This is a genomic window from Polycladidibacter stylochi (genome assembly GCF_001562055.1).
In the GTDB taxonomy this organism is placed as follows: domain Bacteria; phylum Pseudomonadota; class Alphaproteobacteria; order Rhizobiales; family Stappiaceae; genus Pseudovibrio; species Pseudovibrio stylochi.
The window spans coordinates 551,714-577,655 of record NZ_LLWE01000024.1; the positions used below are offsets into that span (position 1 = coordinate 551,714).

Annotated in this window: 21 protein-coding genes and 2 tRNA genes; 15 read left to right on the forward strand and 8 right to left on the reverse strand. The window is 47.3% G+C overall.

The genetic code is table 11. The annotated features are described in order from the left end of the window. The first annotated feature begins 4 nt into the window (after positions 1–4). The 7 genes from tsaE to AYK67_RS08950 all read left to right on the forward strand — a co-directional run bounded on the left by tsaE (position 5) and on the right by AYK67_RS08950 (position 11,094). The gene (gene tsaE / locus AYK67_RS08920; RefSeq protein ID WP_068085115.1) at positions 5–1,498 is read left to right on the forward strand and encodes a tRNA (adenosine(37)-N6)-threonylcarbamoyltransferase complex ATPase subunit type 1 TsaE; all 1,494 of its coding nucleotides are present in this window, start codon (positions 5–7) and stop codon (positions 1,496–1,498) included. 65 nt (positions 1,499–1,563) lie between these two features. Further along, a complete protein-coding gene (locus tag AYK67_RS08925) occupies positions 1,564–2,298 on the forward strand; it encodes a nucleotidyltransferase family protein (protein WP_068085118.1) in 735 nt (244 codons plus the stop codon). 103 nt (positions 2,299–2,401) lie between these two features. Continuing rightward, positions 2,402–5,521: a double-strand break repair protein AddB gene (gene addB / locus AYK67_RS08930; RefSeq protein WP_208976243.1), complete on the forward strand. Its 3,120-nt coding sequence runs from the start codon at positions 2,402–2,404 to the stop codon at positions 5,519–5,521. Further along, positions 5,521–9,006, forward strand: a complete 3,486-nt coding sequence (addA, locus tag AYK67_RS08935) for a double-strand break repair helicase AddA (RefSeq protein WP_068085121.1) — start codon at positions 5,521–5,523, stop codon at positions 9,004–9,006. The genes addB and addA overlap by 1 nt, the downstream gene beginning before the upstream one ends. Before the next feature lie 50 nt (positions 9,007–9,056). Beyond that, the gene (gene trxA, locus AYK67_RS08940; RefSeq protein ID WP_274533523.1) at positions 9,057–9,425 is read left to right on the forward strand and encodes a thioredoxin; all 369 of its coding nucleotides are present in this window, start codon (positions 9,057–9,059) and stop codon (positions 9,423–9,425) included. Positions 9,426–9,599: 174 nt separating this feature from the next. Next, the gene (gene grpE / locus AYK67_RS08945; RefSeq protein ID WP_173645106.1) at positions 9,600–10,256 is read left to right on the forward strand and encodes a nucleotide exchange factor GrpE; all 657 of its coding nucleotides are present in this window, start codon (positions 9,600–9,602) and stop codon (positions 10,254–10,256) included. Positions 10,257–10,479: 223 nt separating this feature from the next. Then, complete coding sequence (locus AYK67_RS08950; RefSeq protein ID WP_068085127.1) at positions 10,480–11,094, forward strand: trimeric intracellular cation channel family protein; 615 nt, start codon at positions 10,480–10,482, stop codon at positions 11,092–11,094. Positions 11,095–11,178: 84 nt separating this feature from the next. Here the strand turns inward: AYK67_RS08950 and AYK67_RS08955 are convergent, their stop codons facing one another. The 7 genes from AYK67_RS08955 to aroA form a co-directional block, all read right to left on the reverse strand. After that, positions 11,179–11,514, reverse strand: coding sequence for a lipopolysaccharide assembly protein LapA domain-containing protein (locus tag AYK67_RS08955; protein WP_068085131.1), 336 nt, complete (start codon positions 11,512–11,514; stop codon positions 11,179–11,181). 13 nt (positions 11,515–11,527) lie between these two features. Beyond that, positions 11,528–11,827, reverse strand: coding sequence for an integration host factor subunit beta (locus AYK67_RS08960; protein WP_068085134.1), 300 nt, complete (start codon positions 11,825–11,827; stop codon positions 11,528–11,530). Continuing rightward, positions 11,820–12,824 (reverse strand): signal peptide peptidase SppA, encoded by a 1,005-nt coding sequence (sppA, locus tag AYK67_RS08965; protein ID WP_068085137.1) that lies wholly within the window; start codon positions 12,822–12,824, stop codon positions 11,820–11,822. The genes AYK67_RS08960 and sppA overlap by 8 nt, the downstream gene beginning before the upstream one ends. Positions 12,825–13,062: 238 nt before the next feature. Beyond that, positions 13,063–13,386, reverse strand: coding sequence for a chorismate mutase (locus AYK67_RS08970; protein ID WP_068085139.1), 324 nt, complete (start codon positions 13,384–13,386; stop codon positions 13,063–13,065). 569 nt (positions 13,387–13,955) lie between these two features. Next, on the reverse strand, positions 13,956–15,650 hold the full coding sequence (gene rpsA / locus AYK67_RS08975; protein ID WP_068085142.1) for a 30S ribosomal protein S1: 1,695 nt from the start codon (positions 15,648–15,650) through the stop codon (positions 13,956–13,958). A gap of 220 nt (positions 15,651–15,870) precedes the next feature. Further along, complete coding sequence (gene cmk / locus AYK67_RS08980; RefSeq protein WP_068085145.1) at positions 15,871–16,494, reverse strand: (d)CMP kinase; 624 nt, start codon at positions 16,492–16,494, stop codon at positions 15,871–15,873. Positions 16,495–16,511: 17 nt separating this feature from the next. Continuing rightward, positions 16,512–17,846, reverse strand: a complete 1,335-nt coding sequence (gene aroA, locus AYK67_RS08985; RefSeq protein ID WP_068085148.1) for a 3-phosphoshikimate 1-carboxyvinyltransferase — start codon at positions 17,844–17,846, stop codon at positions 16,512–16,514. Between the two features lie 204 nt (positions 17,847–18,050). On the opposite strand from aroA, the gene AYK67_RS08990 reads away from it, so the two are divergent. From AYK67_RS08990 to AYK67_RS09000, 3 genes are all read left to right on the forward strand, one after another. After that, positions 18,051–18,437, forward strand: a complete 387-nt coding sequence (locus AYK67_RS08990) for a TIGR02300 family protein (RefSeq protein ID WP_068085151.1) — start codon at positions 18,051–18,053, stop codon at positions 18,435–18,437. A gap of 130 nt (positions 18,438–18,567) precedes the next feature. After that, positions 18,568–18,643: transfer RNA gene (locus tag AYK67_RS08995), tRNA-Ala, on the forward strand. Between the two features lie 41 nt (positions 18,644–18,684). Then, positions 18,685–18,760, forward strand: a tRNA-Ala gene (locus AYK67_RS09000). 6 nt (positions 18,761–18,766) lie between these two features. Here the strand turns inward: AYK67_RS09000 and AYK67_RS09005 are convergent. Then, on the reverse strand, positions 18,767–19,630 hold the full coding sequence (locus AYK67_RS09005; protein WP_068085153.1) for a hypothetical protein: 864 nt from the start codon (positions 19,628–19,630) through the stop codon (positions 18,767–18,769). Positions 19,631–19,777: 147 nt separating this feature from the next. Here AYK67_RS09005 and AYK67_RS09010 point away from each other — a divergent pair, with 147 nt between their 5' ends. From AYK67_RS09010 to AYK67_RS09030, 5 genes are all read left to right on the forward strand, one after another. Further along, positions 19,778–21,196: a cryptochrome/photolyase family protein gene (locus AYK67_RS09010; protein WP_068085157.1), complete on the forward strand. Its 1,419-nt coding sequence runs from the start codon at positions 19,778–19,780 to the stop codon at positions 21,194–21,196. Positions 21,197–21,625: 429 nt separating this feature from the next. Next, a complete protein-coding gene (locus AYK67_RS09015) occupies positions 21,626–22,936 on the forward strand; it encodes an extracellular solute-binding protein (RefSeq protein WP_068085160.1) in 1,311 nt (436 codons plus the stop codon). A gap of 144 nt (positions 22,937–23,080) precedes the next feature. Then, entirely contained in the window at positions 23,081–23,962 is an 882-nt protein-coding gene (locus tag AYK67_RS09020; RefSeq protein ID WP_068085163.1) for an ABC transporter permease subunit, read from the forward strand. Between the two features lie 10 nt (positions 23,963–23,972). Further along, on the forward strand, positions 23,973–24,815 hold the full coding sequence (gene ugpE, locus AYK67_RS09025; protein WP_068085166.1) for a sn-glycerol-3-phosphate ABC transporter permease UgpE: 843 nt from the start codon (positions 23,973–23,975) through the stop codon (positions 24,813–24,815). 7 nt (positions 24,816–24,822) lie between these two features. Next, on the forward strand, positions 24,823–25,923 hold the full coding sequence (locus AYK67_RS09030) for a sn-glycerol-3-phosphate import ATP-binding protein UgpC (RefSeq protein WP_068085169.1): 1,101 nt from the start codon (positions 24,823–24,825) through the stop codon (positions 25,921–25,923). Positions 25,924–25,942: the final 19 nt, after the last annotated feature.

Sequence of the window (25,942 nt, forward strand, 5' to 3'; positions counted from 1 at the left end):
CCCCATGCAATTCTTTTTTGCCTCCCAGCATGAAACCGAGCTGTTTGCACAGGATTTAGCTGAATTTTTACAACAAGGTGATGTCGTCACATTGCAGGGTGATCTAGGAACGGGCAAGTCAACGATTTCTCGTGCTATGTTGCGCTACTTGGCAAATGATAAAATGCTTGAGGTGCCAAGCCCGACCTTCACACTTGTGCAAGCCTACGAATTGCAGCGGCTAACAATTGCCCATTACGACCTTTATCGCTTGGAAGAACCTGAAGAGCTAGAGGAACTCGGGCTTGAGGATTATCTGGAAGTTGGTGCTGCTTTAATCGAATGGCCGCAGATGGGAGACGAAAGCTATTGGCCGCATGCTCTACATCTTTCAATAAAAGAAACAGCGAGCCCTGTTGAGCGGATAATAAATGTAAGTTCAAGCGAGCCGAAATGGATCGAACGCCTTGAGAGACTGGCAGCCCGCCGCCAATGCCTACAAGATGCCCATTGGCAAAGTGCTGAGCGTTTGCCGCTGAAAGGCGATGCTTCAGCACGCAGCTATATCAAGCTTGTCAAGCAAGATGGCTCAACGGCACTGCTAATGGACAATCCGGCGCGTAACAATGAGCCCGCGGATACGGCGGGAAAAGCTTATAGCCAGCAGGTTCATTTGGCACAAAGTAACGAAGCTTTTTTGGCTATCGGGAAACTATTAAAGGCACATGGTTTTAAAACGCCTGATCTGTTCGGCGTGAATACAGAAAAAGGTATAGCTCTACTGCAGGATTTAGGTGCGCAGGGTTTAGTCAGCCCAAGTGGTGAAATAATTACCAGCAGGTACCGTGCGGCTATTGAGCTACTAGCCCATATGCATGAAATTGATTGGCCGCAAAAGGTAGCGATTACAGCGCACAGTGACTATACAGTCCAGCAGTATGACTGCGAAGCTTTCTACCATGAAGCCGCGCTCTTTTTGCGCTGGTACCTTCCCTACAAAAAGGGTGATAAGCTTCCTCCTGAACTTGAACAAAATTTCAAAGATGAGTGGCAACGATTGCTCGCTGGGCTCAAAGGGGCTCCAACATCGCTTGTTTTACGCGATTTTCATTCTCCAAACATATTGTGGCAACCTGATGAGGAGGGGATACGCCGCCTTGGCTTGATTGACTTTCAAGATGCACTTATTGGCCCTCAAGCCTATGATGTTGCATCTTTGATTTATGATGTACGGGTCGAAATGCCGGTAGAGCTGCAAGAAGAACTCACCAGTTACTACATCGAATTGCGAAAAATGGCGAAGCCAGACTTTGATGTAAAAGCATGCCATGCACAAGTTGCTCTGCTGGCGGCACAACGTAATACTAAAATTTTAGGGGGCTTTGTTCGTCTTGACCGCGCCTATGGAAAAGCCCAATATTTGAATTTGGTGCCGCGGGTTGAGCGCTATTTGCAACGATCTGTGAACCATCCGGACTTGTCTGGCTTAAAACAGCTTCTCAATGTCATAATTAAGTGACTCTTTTTGTTGCATAATAGCAAAAGCTGTGCCCGCTAAAGTTTATTAGGAATGGAAAACGATTGATGAAATCTAAAGGCTCTCAACACCCTCAGGCTGCAATTGTCCTTTCTGCAGGCTATGGAAAGCGAATGCGCCCGTTGACGGCCACAACGCCAAAGCCGCTTATTAATGTTGCTGGAAAATCAATGCTACAAAGAGCTATTGATACCCTGAAAGAAGCGCAGATAAAAAAGTGTGTTGTAAACGTGCATTATCTAGCAGATTTAGTTGAGATTCACGCAAGCAAGGCCACTGGCATAAAAATTGAAATATCCGATGAGCGCGACGAGCTGTTGGAAACGGGCGGTGGTATAAAAAAAGCGCTCCCGCAACTTGGGCAGGAGCCCTTTGTGGTTATGAATTCAGACAGTTTCTGGTTGGAAGGGGTGAAGCCAAATCTGACAGCGCTGTTTGAAGCATGGAAGCCCGAATATATGGATGTGCTTTTGCTTATGGCAGCGGCGGTTGATGCTGTTGGTTATGAAGGCCGCGGTGATTATGAGCTTGATAAGCAAGGGGGGCTCACCAGTCGTGATGAACGGGCAGTTGCGCCCTACATATACTCCGGGATTGCAATAATGAAGCCCGAATTGTTTGCAAACACGCCTGATGGTGGCTTTTCCTTGAAGCAGGTATTCGATCAGGCTGAAGCCAAAAAACGCCTTTATGGGGTGGAAGGTGATGGAACCTGGCTTCATGTGGGGACCCCAGAGGGCCTTGAAGAAGCAGAGCGTGCGATTACCTTAAGCGCGGCTTGATATTAAATAGGCCTGCTAGCGATAAACAGGCCTATTATAACTTGCATTCCCACAGGGCCTCTAGGCATAACAGAACCACCAGTTTGCAGGGGTGGAGGTTTTGGTGTCAGTTGCAAATATTTTTTCTGTTTCTCCGGATGTTCCGTTTCTACCGAGTGTGCTCAAGGCTTTGCTTGATGGCGAACTGGTACCTAACTTTAAGTGGGATAATGACCCGCTATCGCTTGCAAATGTAACAATATATGTACCCACAAGGCGTGCTGCGCGTGTTCTGCCTGATGTCTTGCGCCAGCTCTTGGGGGGGCAGGCGGTTTTGTTGCCCTCTATTCGGCCGCTTGGTGATGTGGAAGAAGATATCCAACTCATAAGAGGCAAGCCTGATGGCCTTAAATTGCCGCCTGCTATGGCTGCAATGGACCGGAAAATGGCTATGACGCGCCTTGTATGGGCTTTTAAGGGCAATATCAGAGCACAGCTGTTAAAAGGCGATAAAGAAGAGTTTACCTCTGCTATTCCCGCATCGGCTGCAGATGCTGCATGGTTGGCTGCGGACCTGTTAAACCTTATGGATGAAGTGCAGACTGAAGAGGCCGACTGGGAGAAGCTAACAGGGTTGGTGCCTGAAGATCATGCAGCCTATTGGCAAATGACATTGGAATTTCTGCAAATCGTTACCAAGAAATGGCCGGAGTTTTTGAAAGCTATGGGGCAAATGGACCCCAAAGAGCGGCGCTCGCAACTTATTCGCCGTGAAGCCAAACAGCTCGTTATGGACCCACCTGAAGGGCCGGTAATCATCGCAGGTGCTACAGGGTCGTTTCCTGCCACTGCAGAACTTATAAAGACCGTACTCACCCTTGAGCAAGGCGCGTTGATATTGCCTGGGCTGGATCATGATATGGATGAGCTGAGTTGGCAACTGTTAGCTAGCCAGCAAAACAGCAGGAAGATATCAGGCCATCCGCAATATAGCCTGAGTGCCCTATTAGCGTCTCTTGGTGTTAAACGTGAGCAAATACCCCCGTTGGGGCAGGGGCAAACGACAAAAGAGCAAGTCACCCGTCTTGCAATTGTGAATGAAGCTCTAAGGCCTGCTGACACAACAGAGCAGTGGCAAGAATTTTTTACCTCACAACTTGCACAAGAGCGTGCATTTGCTTTTAAAAATGTGAAGCAGATTGTTGCCAAAACGCAATCGCAAGAAGCACTTGCTATCGCTCTTTGCTTGAGGGAAGCTGTCGAAGAGGGAAAATCATGCGCCCTTGTATCACCGGACAGAACATTGGCCCGCCGTGTGGCTGCCGATTTGACGCGGTGGCAAATCAGCGTAGATGATACCGCAGGCCGTCCTTTGGAGCGAACGCCCCCAATGGTGCTTTGTGAGCTGACAGCCCGGCTGGCGTTACATGGTTTGGAGCCTGTAAGTCTTCTATCTCTATTAAAACACCCACTTACGCGGCTTGGCTTTGAACTTAAAGAGATACGGGCAAGTGCAAGAGCACTGGAGCGTGGCGTATTGCGTGGTCCGCAGCCGCGACAGGGGATCTCTGGCTTGAAAGAAGCGGTGCGCTCGGCGCGTTTGCTTCAGCAAGATGCTAGGGTGCCTAGGTGGAAGAAAGTGGTTGATGAAGACTGGCAGGCTATCGACCAACTGGTAGATAGGTTAGAGGCCGCTTTAGCACCGCTGGAACAGTTGCTCATGGAAAGCGGCGATATACCGGTAGAAAAGCTAATTCGGGCCCACGTAGAGGCAACACTTGCAGTTGCGCAAGAACCTGATGGAAGCCAGTCGGAACTGTTTAAAGGAGAAAATGGCGAGGCGTTGGCCACCACACTGGCGAGTTTGCTAGAGGCTGACGACGTTGGCCTACAAATTCCTGCAGAAGACTGGCCAGGTGTCTTTCAAGCGTTAATTGCTGGTCAAGCTGTACGCTCACGCTTGCCGGCAGACCCGCGCATACACCTTTTAGGACCGATGGAAGCGCGCTTACAACATTATGATTTTGTGGTTCTGGGGGGGCTGAATGAAGGTACTTGGCCACAAAAGACAAGAAATGACCCCTGGCTCAACCGGCCCATGAAAGGGCAAATTGGCCTTGATCCGCCAGAGCGGAAAATTGGGACTGCTGCCCATGATTTCCTTTGGAATATCGGGGCAAAAGAAGTGGTCCTTTCCCGCTCCCAACGTGTGGATGGTGCGCCAACTGTTGCTTCGCGCTGGTTAAATCGTATCAACACGCTCGCAGGTCAGGCGTGTGTTAATGATATGCTGGCGCGTGGAATGAACTATGTGCAGCTCAGTGATGTAATCGACCGCGCCCCGACCCAAACCAAACCGGCTGGACGGCCAGAGCCCAAACCTGCGGTTATCGCAAGGCCGCGCCAGCTCTCGGTCACGCAGGTTGAGACGCTGATACGCGATCCCTACGAAATATATGCAAAGAAAGTGCTGCGCCTAGACGAGGTTGACCCGATAGGCGGTGAACCCAACGCAGCTGATAAAGGGACAATAATACACGAAGCCTTGGCCCGTTTTCTTGATGAATGGTTTGAAGGCCCTTTTGATAAAAAAGCCGTCGCCGGTTTGTTGGATCATGGGCGTCGTTTGTTTGCCCCGTTAGATGCTTTCCCGGCAATTCGTGCGCTCTGGTGGCCGCGTTTTGAGCGTATTGCTGCGGCGTTCGTTACCAAAGAGGCCGATTGGTCACCGCAGATTTATGATCGCTTTTTAGAAACATACGGCACTGCTGCAATGCAAAGGCCGGGCTACGAGTTTTTGTTGACAGGAAGAGCTGATCGCATTGATTTGCTAAAAGATCAAATGTTGACAGTGATTGATTATAAAACGGGTCAGCCACCAACCCTAAAGCAGGTGCAAACATTATTTGCTCCGCAATTGCCTTTGGAAGTGGCAATGATAAGGCGAGGAGCATTTGCCGATCTACCTGCCAGCTTGCCAATGAAGGACCTCATTTATATTCATCTCAACGGGAGCAAAGAGCCGGTTAAGCTTGAGCGGCGAACACCCAAAGATACCAGCATTGATGAGTTGGCAGAAGAAGCTTGGCAGCGTTTGGAAAAACTGGTTGCTGCCTATGAAAACCCCAATAAAGGCTATTTGTCGCGAGCAAGGGTCTTGCAAGAACGCCAATGGGCAGGCGGCTATGATCATTTGGCACGTGTGGACGAGTGGTCACTTGGTGTTGCAGGGGACGAAAACTAATGGAAATACCAAGCAAAACACTAGATAGCCAACAAAAGGCTGCACACCCTGAAAATTCGGCTTGGGTAAGTGCAAATGCAGGTTCCGGCAAAACATTTGTGCTTTCACGTCGTGTTGTTCGGTTGCTCTTGGCTGGTACGAACCCCGCCAAAATTTTATGCCTTACATTTACCAAGGCGGCAGCGTCAGAAATGGCTACGCGCGTATTTGATGTGCTCTCAAGCTGGACCAGCATGGATGATGCAGCGCTCGCTAAGGAGTTAGAGCAAATTGAAGGTCAATCGCCGAGCGAAAAGCAGATAAAAAGAGCAAGGCGATTATTTGCAAAAGCACTGGAGACACCAGGTGGATTAAAAATCCAAACAATTCATGCTTTTTGTGAATCAATCCTGCACCAGTTTCCACTCGAGGCAAATGTGGCTGGCCACTTCTCTGTTCTTGATGACAGAACGACAGCTGAACTCTTACAGCAAGCACGCGATTTTGTTTTACGTAAAGCAGAAAGTGAACCAGAGACACAACTGGGACAAGCGTTGGCGCGTTTAATCTCACTGCTACCTGATAGTGGTGTTGATAAAGCGCTGGGCGAACTTATCGGCAAACGTGATAAAATCCGACAATGGGTTGGTGATGAAGGCTCACTTGATGCAGCCTTAGATGCATTACAACGCGATTTTGGAATTGCGAAACAAGAAAGCCTATCTTCCCTTGAAGACGAGCTACGTTCAAATTGTCTTTTTGATGCCAATACAGCTCTTTCGTATGCGGAAGCACTGCGTTGCGGCACGAAAACCGATTGTGAACGTGCCGATAAAATTGCAAGGGCGTTTCAAGCGACAGATAACCAAGGATGGCGGGCGGTTTGGTTACCAATTTTTTTGACAGGTAAGCTTGAAGCCCGTAAGTCGCTGGCGACAAAAAAAGTAAAGACCTCGTACCCGGATGTTGTTGAAGCGCTTGAAAACGAGCAGCAAAGGCTTTTGTCTCTTCTAGAGCGCCAACGTGCCTTGATAACATTACAAGGGACCGAGGCCATACTCCGCCTTTCAGAGGCTGTACTGGACTTTTACGAAAATGAAAAATCACGCCGTGGTTTTTTGGATTTTGAAGATTTGGTTGTACGCTGTGCAAGCCTTCTTGCACGCAGTGAGGCTGCGCAATGGGTTCAGTACAAGCTGGATCGTGGTCTTGATCATATTCTGGTGGATGAAGCACAAGACACGAGTCCGCGCCAGTGGCAGGTTATTGGTGTGCTCGCAGAAGAGTTCTTTGTCGGCTCAGGCGCAAGCGAAACAGTGCGTACTATCTTTGCTGTTGGTGATGAAAAGCAGTCTATCTACTCCTTTCAAGGGGCTGTTCCGGCTTATTTCGCTTATATGCGTCAATACTTTGCTCAAAAAGCGCAAAACTCAGGAAATGCATTTGAGGGGCTTGAATTAAATCTGTCATTTCGCTCCACTCCTGAAGTACTTGGGGCCGTGGATAAGGTTTTTGCCAGTCCCGACACTTACAAGGGGTTGTCACAGGATAATATTGCTCCGGTCCACGAGGCAATTCGTCGTCATGATGCGGGCCTTGTTGAAATATGGCCATTGGTGGAAGCGCCGCAAATTGAAGAGCCTGAAGATTGGACCCAGCCTATCGACCGGATTGGCACATCCAACCCTATGATTAAAGTTGCAATGCGCATTGCAGAGCAAATAAAGGACTGGTCAAAGCGCGGCGTAGCTTCGCCTGGAGATGTGTTGGTTTTGACTCGCAAACGCGGCCCATTTGTTGAAGCGTTAAACCGCGAATTGAAACGTCAATCAATTCCTGTAGCCGGGGCTGACAGGTTGGTTTTATCTGACCATATAGCGGTGAAAGATCTAACAGCCTTAGCGCGCTTCATACTGTTGCCAGAGGATGATTTGTCGTTGGCATGTGTGCTCAAAAGCCCATTGTTCGGGTTGGACGACAACGATCTGTTTGAAATCGCGCATGAAGAGCCGGGGCGTCCAAGACCGGGGACTCTATGGCATATGCTTTTGAAGAAGTCAGAGACAGGTGAGCTGCCAGCCATGAGCAAGTGGCAACAAGTCCGGGCACGGCTCGAGCAATGGCGTGACCGTGCGGACTTTGTGCCACCCTTTGAGTTTTATGCCAGAATATTGGGTGCTGATGGATTCCGGTTGAAATTTCGTGAAAGGATGGGGACCGAAGTCGATGATGTGTTGGATGAATTTTTATCGCTCACCATCAGCTGCGAACAAAACGGCATACAAGGTCTTGAAGGTTTCATAAACTGGCTTGAACAAGCACCAACACAAATTAAGCGCGAGCTAAATGCAGTTACGGGGCAAGTGCGGATCATGACTGTTCATGGTTCAAAGGGCTTGGAAGCCCCCTTCGTAATTTTGGTTGATAGTTGTGCCAAACCCGTTTCCAGCCAACATAACCCGGTTGTGCTGGAGAAAGAACGTGCCCAAAAGTCTGTTGCCGCTCCTTCGCTTGTTTGGTTGCCAGCAAAGGAGAACCAGACTGGCTGGCATAAAGACGCACTTGAAAAACTCCATGATGCAGAGCGTGAAGAGTATCGCCGCTTGTTATATGTGGCATTGACGCGGGCGAAAGACCGGCTTGTTGTGTGTGGTTGGCAACCCAAAAGTGGGGCTGCAGCAGATTGCTGGTATCAACTGGTTTACAATGGTCTCTTGGCAGAGTTAAGAGAGCAGAAAAATGCGCGTGGTGATATTGTGGCATGGCACTGGACTGTGGGTGGTTCAGAAAAGCCAGAGCCATCTTTAGGTGTTCAAGAGAATAAAAAAGTAGAGACGCCTATGATCTTGCCAAAGTGGTGTATGGAGCCGTTAAAAGCACCTGTCAAACCACGTCGCCTGCGCCCTTCCGGGGCTATCGAAGAGGTGGATATCAAAACGGAAAAAACGTCTCCACAAGCCATTGATGCCCTCGCAATTGCAAGAAAGCCAGAAAACTGGCCGCTTGTTCGCGGTCAACTTACGCACCGTCTTCTAGAAATACTACCGGACATGCCAAGTGAGGAATGGGAGGAGGCTATTGAGCGTTATTTGGCGAGCGAGCTTCCGCAAGAATTTATAAAGTACAAGCTCGATATTAAGAGAGCAGTTCTGAATACCTTGGAAACTCCCATAGCGCATAATTTATTTTCGCAAAAAGCCAGGGCGGAGGTGGCGATACAAGGAATATTAACAGGGCAAGATGGCAAGCCGCTGGAGGTATTTGGTGTTGTAGATAGGCTACTTGTACTCGAAAATGAGCTATTTATCCTTGATTACAAAACCAATTTTTATGTGCCATCCACTCTAGACGAAATAAGTGATGACTATGTAGCCCAGCTTGCTATATATAAGGAACTGCTAAAACAAATATATCCGGGCTGGACCATAAGGGCACTCTTGTTGTACACAGCCGGACCGAGTCTTTTTGAGATTCCAAATGAACGTCTGGATCGTTTTAGCTTCTAGGCAATTATTGGAAATGGTTTGCTTGACGAACGGAGCGTTGGTTTTTAACACTGAGCTCAGCTAGGAAGCAGACACAAAAGAATATGCGAGGCAAAACAATGGCCACAGTTAAAGTAAGCGATGAGAACTTCCAAAGTGAGGTTCTGGGCAGCTCTACACCTGTACTAGTGGATTTTTGGGCTGAATGGTGTGGTCCTTGTAAAATGATTGCACCAGCACTGGAAGAAATCTCCGAAGAAATGTCAGGTGCTGTAAAAATTGCAAAGGTTGATATTGATTCCAACCAGCAAAGTGCAATGAATTACGGTGTGCGTTCAATTCCAACAATGATTTTGTTCAAAAATGGTGAAGCTGCAGCCACTATGGTTGGCGCACAGCCAAAGGGCAAAATTGCGGAATGGATTAAGCAAAACGCCTAAAACATTCCCCTAAGACGATTTGGGAATGGAAAAAGCAAGAACTCCGGCAGCAATGTTGTCGGAGGTCTTTTGTTTTTGCTCCGAACATCCTAAATAGAAGCGGAGAAAAAAGTTGGTACGGTCTATCTGCTTTAATGAACTGGCCAGCTACGACACTGAATTGATAGGATGACCATGCAAGAGGAAAACAACAGCACTGAAACTGAAGAAACTCCAGCAGCTAAAGCATATCAGGATGTTGCAAATGAAGCGCCGGAAGTAAGCGCTGACGAGCAAACGCAAGAAGATGATGCAAAAGGCCCGACTGTCGAGACGCTTCAGGCAGAAAACGCTGAACTAAAAGATCGCCTGTTGCGTACTATGGCCGAGATGGAAAATCTACGCCGCCGCACCGAAAAAGAGGTTCGCGACGCCAAAAGCTATTCGGTAGCCAGTTTTGCACGTGACATGCTGGTGATTAACGATAACCTGGAGCGCGCTATTGAAGCTGTTCCGGAAGATCAACGTGCTGATGAACTCACCGGCATGAAGTCTCTTGTTGAAGGCGTTGAAATGGTTGAGCGCGAGATGCACAACCAGCTTGAGAAGCATGGGGTGAAAAGGCTGAGCCCTGAGGGTGAGAAGTTTGATCCCCATTTCCATCAGGCAATGTTCGAAGTGCCGAATACTGAAGTTCCAAATAACACTGTCGTGCAAGTGGTGCAGGCAGGATATGTTATTGCAGACCGTGTTTTGCGCCCTGCAATGGTTGGCGTATCCAAAGGTGGCCCTAAAGTTATGGCAACAGATGCTAAAGGCGCACCTGGTGATAACTTGGATAAGCAAGCTTAAGCTCTATCGCTTAGAACGCAAAATTATTTAGTAGGTGCTGTTTCACGGCTCCTAATGCTACAGGGCAGGAACACTTTTAAGAGTGTTTCTGCTTTTTTATTGGAAATGGCATCTCTAGCACTGATGGAGATCATAAATTATTGGAAAATACAGTTGGGTAAGGCGCAGCTTCGTGATAAAGCGCGGGCTCGCGGAAGTTTTTGGAAAGCTATAGAGTAAGCTGATGACAACACAGATTTGGCAATATCTCGATTTTCTTGGCGTCGCCATTTTTGCAATTACTGGCGGTTTGGTCGCTGCCCGTTTACGACAGGATTTTATAGCATTTCTTTTTTTTAGTGTTGTAACTGGTATGGGTGGAGGAACCCTTAGGGATTTAATCTTGGATGCCCCAGTTTTTTGGGTTGTTAATGGTGATTATTTGCTTGTTTGCGCCGCTGCAGCCGTTTTTATGTGGTTTTGTGCCGAGTGGGTTGAGCAGTGGGGTCAACCCCTGCGCTGGCTGGATGCATTGGGCATTTCGGCCTACACAGTCATGGGAGCCGCAAAAGCCTTGGATTTGGGCCACCCGAGTACTGTTGCCGTATTGATGGGACTTTCTTCAGCGACATTTGGCGGAATTACAAGGGATGTTATCGCCGGCGAGCCATCTGCATTGTTGCAGCGAGAAATTTATCTTGCTGCTGCTTTTACCGGAGCTCTTATTTACGTCGTGTTGGAAATTTATACATCGCAAACGTTAGTTGCAGCGATCTGCGGCAGCCTGGGCGCGTTTATATTACGGGCTGGCGCTATTGCCTACGGCTGGACTTTGCCAAGCTATAAATCAAAGAATTAGATAATTTCACAGTCAGCATTCACGCATCACAGTAGTTATAAATAGACTGTGATGCGAATTATAATTAACGTCTAAGGTTGAAAACTAAGCCTGTGGTAGGGAAGGGCTCTTATTTTGGGCAACAACCACAGTACGTAGTTCGTCGCTTTCCTGTTGTAGCTTCTGAGCCTGTTTGCGCTGAACCCTAGCTTCTCGCCGGTATCGCCCTTGATTGCTCCAAGAAGCGAGACCACCGATAATAATACCAATACTGGCAGCTGCGAAGATGAGCCAGAACATGGGTACTTGAAAAGTCAGAGCCTGGTCACCGCTTTGAAAAGGGTTCAAGGACACATCGACCGAATGTCTATTTGCGACTGCCAATATAATTAGTAGTACTGCTACAGGTAATAGCAGCAATTTCCTTAAAAACCTTTTCACGCGATGCTCCAGTTTATTCTTCGCCGTGATCTACACCATCATTGAGCCGCTCACGCATTTCCTTACCTGTTTTAAAGAAAGGAACATACTTCTCGCTGACATCGACTTTTTGGCCGGTGCGAGGGTTACGTCCAATACGTGCTGGGCGATTTTTGACAGAAAAAGCGCCAAAACCACGTAGCTCTACACGGTCGCCTTTCATTAGGGCTTCAGTAATTTCATCAAGAATTGCGTTGACGATATTTTCAACGTCTCTTTGATACAAATGCGGGTTTCGATCTGCAATCGTTTGAACCAGCTCAGATTTAATCATTTGTTCCCCCCTTGTCCACACTATGGTCGGCTACTTGCGGAGCCTGCCAAACTGAAACAAGACCGTCAAGCGGAAGACTACTTTCCGCATAGTTTTTTAGTGTTTGTAACAGATCACCTAATAGAAAATCAGAGGTAAAACCAAAATGTGACGCTATTTTTGCATAAAACGGAAAATCTTTTTCAGGTGATTCTGGATACCAATCAATAACCTTTATTGAATCATCAAGCTTCAACTTAGCGATAACCCAAGCCCTTGCAGCTTCTTCACCGCCAATTTCGTCGACGAGGCCGAGCTCTAAAGCTTGGTGACCACTGTAGACTTGACCATTGGCAACTGAGAGCGCCTGACTCTTATCCATTGCTCGCCGCTCAGCGACAAGACCTACGAACCACTGATACGAATCGTTTATGAGGCTATGGATTACATCTTTTACTTCTTGTGTTGGCTCACTATAAAAATTTGGCTCAGCCTTTAAAGGGGCGCTTTTGACTGCATCAAATTTTACGCCGACTTTATCTAAGAGGCCCTCAAAGTTACTATATTGGAACAGCACACCAATTGAGCCGGTAATAGAGTTGTAGTTGGCAACAATGTGATCTGCACCCAAAGCAGTCATATAGCCTGCAGAAGCCCCAACAGTTCCGATAGAGGCAACAACTGGTTTTCTCTTGGCAATGTCTCTTAGGGCATAGTAGAGGCGCTCTCCGCCGGTTGTGGTGCCACCAGGAGAGTTAATAGCCACAATAACAGCTTTCACGTTATTATCTGTAGCGAGCTTTTTAAGTAATCGTAGTTTGTACTTATCTTGCGATATAACTCCGAAGACTTCGATACGGGCAATGTGTGCTCCGCGGCGGGAGTTCTCAATGCCTGCTTTATCCAAAGCGAGGCTTGCAAGGGCAATAATCGCTACAATAAAAAACAAAATGCGCCAGAAAGAAACCTTCTTCCGTAATCGGCGCCGGTCAATGATAACATCACTATCGAGGCTCATGCGTAGGTAAACTCCTGAAAAGCCTTTTAAAACCAATAATTGCTACCTACAATAAACACTAAACCCATTAAAAACCATGCCTAGGAAGCAAATCACGGCAATAAATTTATTATTTGGTGCCTTGGGGGTGAACTCATAGCTCAAAAAAATAACTATATAGAGTATGTTTCGTAAAGGTTATAAAGCGCAGAAGCTTTCCCAATGAGAGGTCTATGCTATGCACTCATTAGTTTGTTAGCTATGAGCTTGACGGCTTTCTTAGGCTGTCTTTTCCAAGAAAGCTTTCTTCGTGTTCAATTGCCTGATCGACGAGCTGTCGCCAAAATGCCTCGAATAAATCCGCGTTTAAGCCAAGCTCTCCTGCATGTGTCTTCACATTACCTACCACTTCCTCTACACGCTCTTCTATACGCGCGGGCAACCCATTGTCCTGTTTTAATTCAGCAGCACGTGTAATGTATGTTAAACGCTCAGCAAAAGTCTCGATTATCTCGCGGTCAATCTGATCGATTTGAAGACGTAATTCAGACATATCTTGGCATTTAAGGGCAGGTTTTCTCATAGGACACCTTCAACTGTATCTCTTGAAGGCTTAGGACAGCTAATAATAAACTTCAATGGTGTGAAGAATATTGCCCACAACGTCAAAGCGGCAGGACCAATAAAAAAACCGTCTCGTTCAACAGGAGGTGGGGGGAGCTGTGAACGAGACGGGGTCTGATGGGACCAAGTTACTTTTTATTGTTACGTCGCATATCAAGCACGAAGGCAGATTGCGATCTTACTTACTTGGTGCACCAAACTAGGGGCATAGTTGATGCACGAAGGGGTCAATGCCGATTGCTGCAAGGACGGCTGATATGACCCCGTTTTCTGCGACTTCGGGCAGGTCGCAGAAGGTGAAAGCTCAAAATAAGTAAAAATATTTTGTTTACTTATTGCTGTCTTGTTTAGATGTATATTTTCTAGATTTAAAAATAGTAAAAAAAGGATATGTCTGGAAATGATGAGTAGAAGAAGTTTGATATAGTAAATTTATTATTTAGTATTCATTGACGAATAGTTTAAATAGTCAATAAAAAACCCGGCCAGTGGCCGGGTTTTCTGTCTTTCTCGTAAGCGAGGAAGATCTTAGTCGGTGTCGCGTGCCTTGAGGGCTGCACCAAGAATGTCGCCCAAAGAAGAGCCAGCTTCGGAAGAACCGTACTGTGCCACTGCTTCTTTTTCTTCGGCAATTTCCAACGCTTTGATGGAAACACCAACACGACGGGTTTTCTTGTCGAACTGGGTGATGCGTGCTTCGAACTTGTCACCAACGTTGAAGCGTGCAGGATCTTGGTCACCACGCTCACGACCAAGGTCGGCGCGACGGATGAATGCAGTAAGATCGCTGTCAGCCAGTTTGACTTCCAAACCGTTTTCTTTGATTTCAGCAACTTCACAGTTAACGATAGCACCTTTACGGACTTCTCCAGCTGCAGCTTCGAATGGATCGGAAGCAAGTTGCTTGATGCCAAGGCTGATACGTTCTTTTTCAACGTCAACGTCAAGAACAACAGCTTTAACAACGTCACCTTTTTTGTATTCTTCGATGACTTGTTCGCCAGGACGGTTCCAGTCCAGATCGGACAGGTGAACCATACCGTCAACATCGCCTTCAAGACCAATGAACAGACCAAATTCAGTCTTGTTCTTGACTTCACCCTCAACGATAGCTTCCACTGGGTATTTATCAGCGAATGCTTCCCATGGGTTCTGAAGGGTCTGCTTGAGGCCAAGAGAAATACGGCGCTTAGAAGCGTCAACTTCCAGAACAACCACTTCAACTTCTTGAGAAGTCGAAACGATTTTACCTGGATGAACGTTTTTCTTGGTCCAAGACATTTCAGAAACGTGGATCAAACCTTCGATGCCTGGCTCCAGCTCAACAAATGCACCGTAGTCGGTGATGTTGGTGACGCGACCAGAGAACTTGGAGTCCAATGGGTACTTGGCTTCGATTGCGGACCATGGATCTGTTTCGAGTTGCTTCATGCCCAAGGAAATACGATGTGTTTCCTGGTTGACGCGAACAATCTGTACCTTCACGCTTTGACCGATTGTCAAAACTTCGCTTGGGTGGTTGATACGACGCCATGCAATGTCGGTTACGTGAAGCAAACCGTCAATGCCGCCAAGGTCAACGAACGCACCATAGTCAGTGATGTTTTTAACAACACCCTCAACTGTTTGACCTTCTTCAAGGCTTTGAACCAGTTCAGAACGCTGTTCTGCGCGTGTTTCTTCAAGAACAGTACGGCGGGAAACAACGATGTTGCCACGACGCTTGTCCATTTTCAGAATCTGGAACGGCTGCGGGTTGTGCATCAAAGGTGTCACGTCACGTACTGGACGGATGTCAACTTGCGAACGTGGCAAGAAGGCAACGGCACCATCCAGATCAACGGTGAAGCCACCTTTAACCTGGTTGAAGATCTGACCGGTAACTTTTTCGCCAGCTTCGAAAGCAACTTCAAGGCGAACCCAGCTTTCTTCACGGCGTGCTTTATCGCGAGACAGGACAGCTTCACCGAGTGCGTTTTCAACGCGCTCAAGGTAAACTTCCACTTCATCGCCAACCGCCAATTCACCAGCGCGACCTTTTGCACCGAATTCCTTCATAGGAACACGGCCTTCTACTTTAAGGCCTACGTCGATGACTGCGAGGTCTTTTTCAATGGCAACGATGGTGCCTTTTACAACGGTACCTTCGTATACGTCGGAAGTCGCAAAGGATTCTTCCAACAGAGATGCAAAATCCTCAGCAGCGGTATTCATATTTTCCATAGAATCTCCTGAGCCATAAGTTTATGGCCATCGTCGACAGGTTAGTGTTGATAATCAGCTCTTCCAAGCGCCCCGACAGTATGCATAGCTGCATACTGCTATTCTGTTTTGCAATGCAAATCAGGCCGACGAAGCGGTGCACTTAAAAATGCTGGCTCGTATGTGGGCTGTGCATTTAAGAAGATCAAGAGCTAACAGCATATTCCGCTAGGTAATGATGCTATTTTATCGCTTGTTCCACAATATCCACAGCCGAACGGAACGCCGTCTCTATATCCATTTCTGTCGTATCTAGCAAGTGGGCATCTTTGGCAGGACGTAATGGCGAGTCTTCGCGGTTGCTGTCACGGTGATCTCTTCGTTTCAAATCAACGAGAATTTCATCGAAATCTGCAGGAATTCCTTTACCGTTCAGCTCGTCTGTGCGTCGCTTTGCCCGGGCTTCCGGTTTCGCTGTTATGTAAAGTTTTGCTGTTGCATCCGGGCACACCACGGTTCCAATATCGCGGCCATCCAATACAGCGCCTTTACCACTTTGCGCAAAATGCCGTTGCAGCTCGACCAGTTCACGGCGCAAGCCAGACAAAACAGCGATTCGCGATGCTGCCTCGCCGATTTCGTGAGTAGAAAGCTGATTTCTATCCAAGGCGCCAAGATCTAGGTTTCTAGCCACACCAATAGCAACTTCTTCGTCACCTAAAGGCAAACCACGCGCTAGCAATGCAGCAGCAACAGCACGGTAAGTTAAACCTGTATCCAGATGGCGCAAACCGAAATGTGCAGCCAATTGGCGGGCAAGAGTTCCTTTGCCGGAGGCTGCAGGGCCATCAAGTGCAATAATCATTTAGCTTTGCCTACCTTTCAGTTTATTTTGCCACCTAATTGTTCCATGAGTTTGGTAAAGCTTGGAAAGCTGGTGGCAATAGGAGCGCCATCATCAATTTCCACAGGTTTTTCCGCGGCAAGCCCAAGTACCAAAAAGCTCATTGCTATACGATGGTCAAGGTGGGTGACAACGCGCCCGCCGCCTAGTTGCGGAGCTTGGCCGGTCACACTCAAAGTATCCTCGCCTTCAACACAAGGTACGTTGTTAGCTTCAAGACCACGTGCCACAGCGGCCAGTCGGTCTGACTCTTTTACACGCAATTCCTCAAGGCCCAACATTTTGGTTTCGCCTTCAGCAAAGGCAGCGGCAACCGCAAGAATTGGGTATTCATCAATCATGGAAGGTGCGCGCTCGGCAGGTACGATAATCCCCTTTAGATTGGAGGTACGTACACGAATATCGCCGATTTCTTCACCACCACTTTCACGTCGATTGGTGATTGTGATATCGCCGCCCATTTCTATGAGCGTGGTTAACAATCCTGTGCGATGTTCATTTAATAAAACATTTTCCACAGTTACGTCAGAGCCTGGAGTAATCAATGCGGCGACAATAGGGAACGCGGCCGAAGACGGGTCTCCTGGAACAATGACGTCTTGGGCTTTAAGCTTTGGTTGCCCTTGAAGGGAGATTACCCGTTCGCCAGCTTCGTTAATTTCAACGCTGAGCTCGGCACCAAAGCCCTGCAGCATTTTTTCTGTGTGATCGCGAGTGGCGACAGGCTCAATAACAGTTGTTGTACCTGGTGTGTTAAGTCCGGCAAGTAGAACAGCCGACTTCACCTGTGCTGATGGCATCGGCACACGGTAGGTTATCGCAGCCGGTGCATTGTTACCGCGAATTGCAGCGGGAAGCCGGTCTCCCTCGCGGGCAATTACTGCTGTCCCCATTTGTCTTAGAGGGTTCAGCACTCGTCCCATTGGACGGCCGGAAAGAGAGGAATCTCCTGTCATCATTACCGAAATCGGGTGTGAGGCAAATATTCCCATACACAAACGAACGCCAGTGCCGGCATTGCCAAAGTCGATTGGTGCTTGCGGTTCTAGCAGTGAACCGAGGCCCACACCGTCAACGCGCCAACTACCATCATCAAGGCGTTGGCAGTTGGCGCCAACTGCGTTCATGGCATTGGCAGTACCAATAACATCTTCTGATTCGAGCAACCCGCTGATGCGTGTTGTCCCAAGAGCCAGGGCACCGAACATTAAAGAACGATGTGAAATAGATTTATCTCCAGGAACACGAATGGTTCCTGAAAGAGGTTTCCCTTTGTGGGAAGTTAACGGTTGTTGCAAGGAACTATGGGACATTGTCAATTCCGGGGTTGCAGCATGAAAAAAAGTAGTCCCTCCTAGCACGATAGAAACTAACAGTCACCCTTACCCTGTTAGCCTGTTGCTAATAACAGTTGGGGAATGTACCTCTACCGTTAGTTTTTTACTGATTAGACTTTGACAGAACCGCAAACTTATGGCTAAGGGGGCGGTTAAACGAAGCAACTGAAGGTGTGAACCGTGGCAAGACCGGAACTGGGCACCAAGCGTACCTGTGCAGGATGCGGTGCAAAATATTACGATTTGGATCGCGATCCAATCATTTGCCCAAAATGCGGCGAAATGTATGACCTTGGAATTACAGTGAAGACTGCGAAAGCAGCGAAGTCTGTGAAAGAAGAGCTGGAAGAAGAGTTGGAAACAACAACACCAGCGAATGTAGAACTCGTGTCTTTGGAAGATGCCGAAGATGATGATGATTCTGCAGAGGACATTCCTGATCTGGGAGATGATGACATCGAAACCGATTTGGGTGACGATGACAGCGACGTATTCTTGGAAGAAGATGACGAAGAAGATGCTGCAGTCCCGGGTATCGTTGTTCATCGTGAGGATGACGAAAGCTAAAATTTCCACAGGCTCATGCCCTATGAAAGTTTTGTGCTTTTAGGTACTTGATCATTGGAGGCGGTCCGATTATGTTCCGCCTCCAGCAGCACAGTTCAACTCAGACGAATTGTGCTTCTAAAGTAAAAATGGGGCCTTAGCTCAGCTGGGAGAGCGCTTCGCTGGCAGCGAAGAGGTCAGCGGTTCGATCCCGCTAGGCTCCACCATTTTACTCCCGAACTACCTGCGATTTGTAGGTACTTCTTCAGGGGCCTTAGCTCAGCTGGGAGAGCGCTTCGCTGGCAGCGAAGAGGTCAGCGGTTCGATCCCGCTAGGCTCCACCATTTTTCCTAGTTTTTATCGGGACATGGCGTTGTCCCCCCACATGTTACGGGTTTTCCAACAGCCTTCCAGAAGCTTGCGTGCCGCAAGATATTGTGGGGCGGATAAGTGACGCTATCAGCGCCATTAACGTATACACTATCAAATGCAGTCATAAGTTCCACAAGTGCATCCATATCGGCTTTATTAAGGGCGGTTTCGCAATAATCCTTCAAGGTACTATTGCCAACTTTATCGGTTGTACCTTTTATTTGATCCCAGTAAGCTCCTGTATTTGCTGAAATAATTGCGTTTTCATTCGGAATTCCCTGTTGGTCAGGTAAAAACTGGCCGTTATCTGTCAACTCTCCTTTATTGAAGTCGAGGTTGCCGTCTGTGGTCATAAACGAGCAGCCTTTAAAACCCATCAGCAACATGCCTGGATCAGCCATTGTCTTTTCGACGCTGCGCAGCAGACTGGATTTCGTTCCTTCTTCATTGTTCGCAGCCTCGCATGAGGTAATGTATAAAAAGTCCATTTTACTAGGGTGGGCAGCTTTCAAGTACGAGCCGAACACCGCACCCGGCCAGTCACCCAGCTTATCGACGCTGCCATGGCCAATAACATAAACGAACGTGGCTTCATCGAAGTTTGCAGTCGATTTTTTGTCAATGTTGGTCACGGTGCCGCCTTCATCCATATAGAAAATATCAGGGCTATCTGCGGTCACTTGCAGCCATTTTGCTGTGGTTAGATTGTTGACGTTTTGACATACTGTTGGGGTTAGTAAAGTGGCATCCTTGGCGTGTGCCATTGCTACGGATATAAGCAAGCCGACACATATACCAAGATACATCTTCAAGTGATTTTGAGTTTTTTTATAGAGTTTCATAGGAACTCTCCGTCTGTGGATAAGTTTGAACGCTTATGAAGACGGATAAGTGCACACGAGTGTGAAAGCGCTTTATTACTCTGGTTAAGGAGTTGTTGCAGGCTTTTGTATATATTTCATGCAGACTTCAAATGTTAATGAGGGCAAATGGCGAGCGAAAAGTCTATTATGTGGTTTCGTCAGGACCTACGCTTAAAAGACAATCCTGCCCTGCGAGAAGCCTTGGCATCCGGACCAACCATTGCCGTTTATATTTTGGATGATGAGAGCGCCGGTGACCATCAACATATCGGTGCCTCTCGGCTTTGGCTTCATCATGCACTTACGGCTCTTGAAAGTTCACTTAACGGTAAATTGTTATGTTTAAAAGGTAATAGCACGCTGATACTGCAGAGCCTGTGCGCACAGCATAATGTTGCGTCGGTTTATTCAAGCTTTTGCTGTGAGCCATGGCGAATTCGCCAGGATGAGGAGGTGCGGGAAGCTCTTGCCGAGCAAAACGTGCAATTCCATCAACTCAACAGTTCATTTTTATGGTGGCCCCAAGAGATCAACAAGCCCGATGGTAGCCCCTATAAGGTGTTTACACCTTTTTATCGCCGTGGCTGCCTTACCGCCAAACAGCCAAGAAAACCTTTACTTACCGCAGATACCGGCAAACTGGTTCAGATTAACATGCCTGAAGCGGGCATTGCCAAACTCCGGTTGCTCAGTGGAAAAAGCTGGGAGGAAAGGGTGCTTAAAAGTTGGCAGGTAAGTGAAGAAGGTGCAGAGAAGCAGTTACTTACCTTTTTGAAAGAGGGTCTTACCGGTTATAAAAATGGGCGCAACTATCCTTCACTTCCCCATATATCCAAACTCTCTCCCTTTTTAAGACATGGGCAAATCTCGCCGAACACAGTATGGTGGGCAGTTGCTAATCAGGAACCAACTCCTGATAACGACCATTTTTTAAGTGAGATCGGTTGGCGGGAATTTTCCAATAACCTTCTGTTTCATAACAATAAGCTGCCAGAAGAGAATTTTCGTGCTGATTTCTCCCAGTTTGAGTGGGAAGAAGATCCACAGGTCATAAAGCGTTGGCAACGCGGTGAAACAGGTGTTCCTATTGTGGACGCGGGTATGCGCGAGCTATGGCAAACCGGATTTATGCATAATCGTGTACGTATGATTGTGGCGTCGTATTTAACAAAAAACTTGCGGCAGCATTGGCGCGCGGGCGCGAATTGGTTTTGGAAAACACTTGTTGATGCCGATTTGGCAAATAACAGTGCCAGTTGGCAATGGGTTGCAGGTTGCGGGGCGGATGCAGCGCCTTATTTCCGGATATTCAATCCAGTAACGCAAGCGCAAAAATTTGATCCTGAAGGTGTGTACATAAAGACATATTTGCCGGAGTTGAAAAGGTTATCAGGCAATGACTTATTTGCACCATGGCAGGCACCTCAGCAATCACTATTGAACGCAGGGGTTCTGCTCGGGGAGAACTATCCTAAACCTATGATAGATTTAGCGGCGTCACGAAAGGCTGCACTAGCTGCATATGAGGCTATGAAAGGCAAGTGAACAATTCAGATGAAAAAGAAAATGCTCATTTGAACCCTAAGCAATGTAAGCAGGATTAAAAGCATTCATTTCCAAGTGAGTCCCTATTCTTGGTAATACTGCGGCTTTTCTGGGCAGTAGTAGATAATTAACCGTATATATAAGTTCATAAAATGCACTAAGTGCACCTTATATAGTCAGTTGATTGTCATATTTTGTTCAACTCAGTTGTATTCCAGACCTTTTTGTCTTTTAATCTATTGAATAAATTGAGATATTTGAAATAATTTAGTTTCACATAAAGTTCAAATAACTGTCACCACTATGTTTCTTTCATGAAGGATACACCATGCCTATGGCGTGGTTGCTTCAAGCTTTCAATGTGAAAAGCCCGCATTACGTCCCCTTATTCGTAAGTATACTTATTAAATCTCTTTTGGGAGAAGAAATATGTCTTATCGTTCTGCGGCTTTGCGCCTTGCAGCTTTCACAGCACTGGCAACAGCAGCTACCTCATCTTTTGCTGCAACTGAAATTACTTGGTGGCACGCAATGGGCGGTCATCTGGGTGAAGTTGTTAATAAAATTTCGACTGATTACAATGCATCACAAGATGTTTGCCAATTGAAGCCTGTCTTTAAAGGTGGCTACGAAGAAACCTTAACTGCAGGTATTGCAGCATTTCGTGCGGGCGAACAACCAAACATCATACAGGTGTTTGATGCGGGCGCTGCAACCATCATAGGTGCAAAAGGCGCGGTAGTTCCAGCTCAAGACCTGATTGAAGCTGCTGGGACCAAGTTTGACATTAACGATTATATTCCTGGTGTACGGTATTTCTATGCCGATAAATCCGGCAAGATGATTGGTATGCCATTCAACTCTTCAACTCCGATCATGTACTACAACACTGAAGCTTTGGCGAAAGCCGGTGTTGAAGCACCAAAAACATGGGAAGAGTTTGAAGCTATTGCACCAAAGCTGAAAGCGGCGGGTTATTTGCCACTGACCCAGTCTCATACCCCATGGATTTTTACCGAAAACTTCATGTCGCGTCACAACCTTCCTTTTGCAACCAACTCCAACGGTTATGATGGTGCAAAAGGTACAAAAATCCTTGTCAACAACGAAGCCATCAAGATGCACTTTACTAAGGTAAAAGAGTGGCTTGATGAAGGTTACTACGGCTTTTATGGTGCTGGCTGGAGCGACAACCAAAAGCCATTCCAAGAAAGCAAGTCTGCTTTCTGGCTGGGTTCTTCCGGTTCCTTTGGTGGCCTATTGAAAACCACAGATTTTAAATTCTCCGCAACAAACTTGCCCTACTGGAAATCTGTTATTGATGAAGGTGCACAAACCTTCATTGGTGGTGCGGCACTGTTTGCCATGTCTGGTCAGCCAAAGGCTGAGAACGATTGTACTGCAAACTTCTACAGCTACCTGACTTCTCCTGAAGTACAGTACATGTGGCATAAAGAAACCGGTTACGTGCCAGTGACCAATGCTGCCTATGAGCTTGCGAAAAAAGATGGTCATTACGATCGCTTCCCAGCGGCTGAAGTTGGTGTACAGCAGTTGTCCTTGCCTTCCCAAGACAACACAAAGGGATATCGCATGGGCTTTTACGTTCAAATCCGCGACGTAATGCGTCGTGAATTTGGTAAAATCTTTGCTGGTGATAAGACTGCAGATGAGGCCTTTAAGACAATTGAAGAAGATGCCAACAAGTTATTGGCACGTTTCGAAAAGACCTCCGGTTAATTATTTCAATCTACTCAAAAAGGTCGGAGGCGCAGTGTGCGCCTTCGGCTTCATGCTTCTTGCTGGCACAACTCAATAATACGACCGCTAGTAATTAGGGGTGATGATATTGCCAGATGAAGTGCGCAATCAGCTAGGCACTCTATGAAACGCGTTCAATTTAGACACTCTTTGCTGCCTTATTTTCTGTTAATTCCGCAGCTTTCCATTATCGGCCTGTTTTTTCTGTGGCCGGCAGGTGAGGCAATTCGTGCCTCCTTTTACTTAGAAGATCCCTTCGGGTTTGGCTCAACCTTTGTGGGCATGGATAATTACATCGATACCATGTCAAATGCTGAGTATTTGAATACTGCATGGTTCACGCTAATCTTCACGGTGGTTGTTGCCTTTTTCTCCCTTTCTATATCGTTGTTGCTTGCTGTTAAAGCGGATGCAGTACTGCACGCTCGCTCCAGCTACCGCACACTACTCATGTGGGTCTATGCGATTGCGCCGCCGGTTGCTGGCTTGGTGAGTTTGATGCTGTTCGACCAACATTTGGGACCGATTACGGATTTAGCTGCGCTCTTTGGTTGGGAGCTGCGCTTGGGGGTCAACGGGTTCGATACAGCTTTTGTGATGAGCACCACGGCAATATGGAAGCAAATCCCGGTGAACTTCATTTTCTTCCTGTCCGGCCTGCAAAGTGTACCGAAATCTATACAGGAAGCGGCAGCAATAGATTGCAAATCAGGCACAAGGCGTTTTTGGTCTGTCACATTTCCGCTGTTGGCACCAACAGGCTTCTTTCTTCTTATCATCAACATCACTTACGCTTTGTTCGATACCTTCGGCATTATTGATGTGCTGATTAAAAGTGAGCCTGGTAACAACCCGATCACTCTGGTTTACAAAGTTTACAACGATGCGTTCCGCGGGAACGATTTGGGGGGCTCTTCGGCTCAATCCGTTGTGTTGATGATCCTGGTCTTTATTCTGACAATCATTCAGTTCCGAATGATTGAGCGCAAAGTGCACTACAACTAGGGAGCTGAAAATGAGACGTGTTCACTTTTGGGATCACTTGATCCTCATCTTGGGTTCTCTATTAATGCTGATGCCCATTCTTTATGCCTTTATGACATCGACACATGATCCGGTATCAATTTTCCGCAATGGCATGCAGCTATCGCCTGGTGGTCACTTTTTCGAGACCTACCATACGATTTTAACAAAGGCAGGCGGTTTTACTAAAGAAGTAACCGGTGTGACAATGTTCTGGAACTCGATGATTCTAGGTATTGGCTTTGCGGTTGGTAAAATCGTCATTTCCATGATGGCTGCCTACGCCATTGTGTATTTTCGCTTACCATTTGCCAGCTTCTTCTTCTGGATTATTTTCTCGTCCCTACTGCTGCCGTTAGAGGTGCGTATCCTGCCTTCCTATGAGATTGTGCAGTCAATGGGGATGATGAACTCCTATGCTGGCCTTATCATTCCGTTGATTGCATCGGCGACAGGTACTTTCTATTTCCGTCAGTTTTTTAAGTCAGTGCCTGATGAATTGGTGGAAGCTGCCAGAATAGACGGTGCCGGTCCTGTAAAGTTCTTCTTGGATATATTGGTCCCGCTGTCACGCACAATGATTGCCGCAATTTTTATCATCATGTTTGTTTATGGCTGGAACCAGTATCTCTGGCCCACTCTGATTACGACTGATGAAAGTTTCTTCACACTTGTACGCGGCATTAAGCAAATTACACAGGTCTATGCAGAATCGCGCCTGCCAAAGGTAAACGAGGCCATGGCTTTGTCCATCCTTGCAATGCTACCGCCTATTCTAGTTGTTATTATTTTCCAATCTTGGTTCGTTAAGGGCCTCGTAGAAAGCGAAAAGTGAGTTACCCATGGCTGTTATTTCTCTTCAAGATGTGCGCAAGGTCTATGCGGGTAACGTGGAGGCTGTAAAAGGTGTTTCGCTCACAATAGAAAATGGTGAGTTTATTGTTTTGGTTGGCCCTTCAGGATGCGGTAAATCTACCCTACTGCGCATGGTGGCGGGCCTTGAGGAAATTACCTCGGGGACTGTTCAAATTGGTGGCAGTGTTGTGAATAAGGTTGAGCCGGCCGATCGCGATATTGCCATGGTTTTCCAAAACTATGCCCTCTATCCACATATGAGCGTTTACGATAACATGGCCTATGGCTTGAAGAACCGGGGCATGGATAGGGATGAAATTGCCAATCGTGTTCGCATTGCCGCCAATAAGCTGGAGATTGCGGAGTACCTAGACCGTAAACCCCGTGCTTTATCGGGGGGGCAGCGTCAGCGTGTGGCCATGGGGCGGGCGATTGTTCGCGAACCCAAAGCCTTTTTGTTTGATGAACCCCTGTCCAATTTGGATGCAAAGTTACGCGTGCAAATGCGTCTGGAAATAAAAAAACTACAAAAATCGCTCGGGACCACCAGTCTTTACGTCACACACGACCAGTTGGAAGCGATGACACTTGCAGATCGACTCGTGGTGTTGAATGGTGGTGTGGTTGAACAAATTGGAACGCCGATTGAAGTCTATGAAAAACCACAGTCGACTTTCGTTGCCAGCTTTATTGGCTCTCCAGCTATGAACTTCTTGCCAGTAACCAACGTGGGTACTCACTGGCGTTTGCAGCAAGGTTCAGGTTTGCGCGTGCATTTCGATACCGACGTGAATGAACTCACCTTAGGTGTACGGCCAGAGGACTTTACTATTGCGAATGGACCACAAAGCGATGAGGCTCTTTCGGCTTCACTTCTTGTTTCCGCTGTTGAACTTGTTGGGGCCGAAAGCTTTGTTCATGGGACACTTGGTGAAACCGGTCCTGAAATTATTGTTCGTGTTCATGGTAAAGCCGGTTATGTGGCTGGGGAAACACTGGCGTTAACGGCCTCATATGAGAAGTTGCATTTTTTTGATACAAAAACGGGAAAGTGTTTAAAAGTATCCCCGAGCAGGGCAATAGCCTGATGTGTTTCGCTAAAAACGT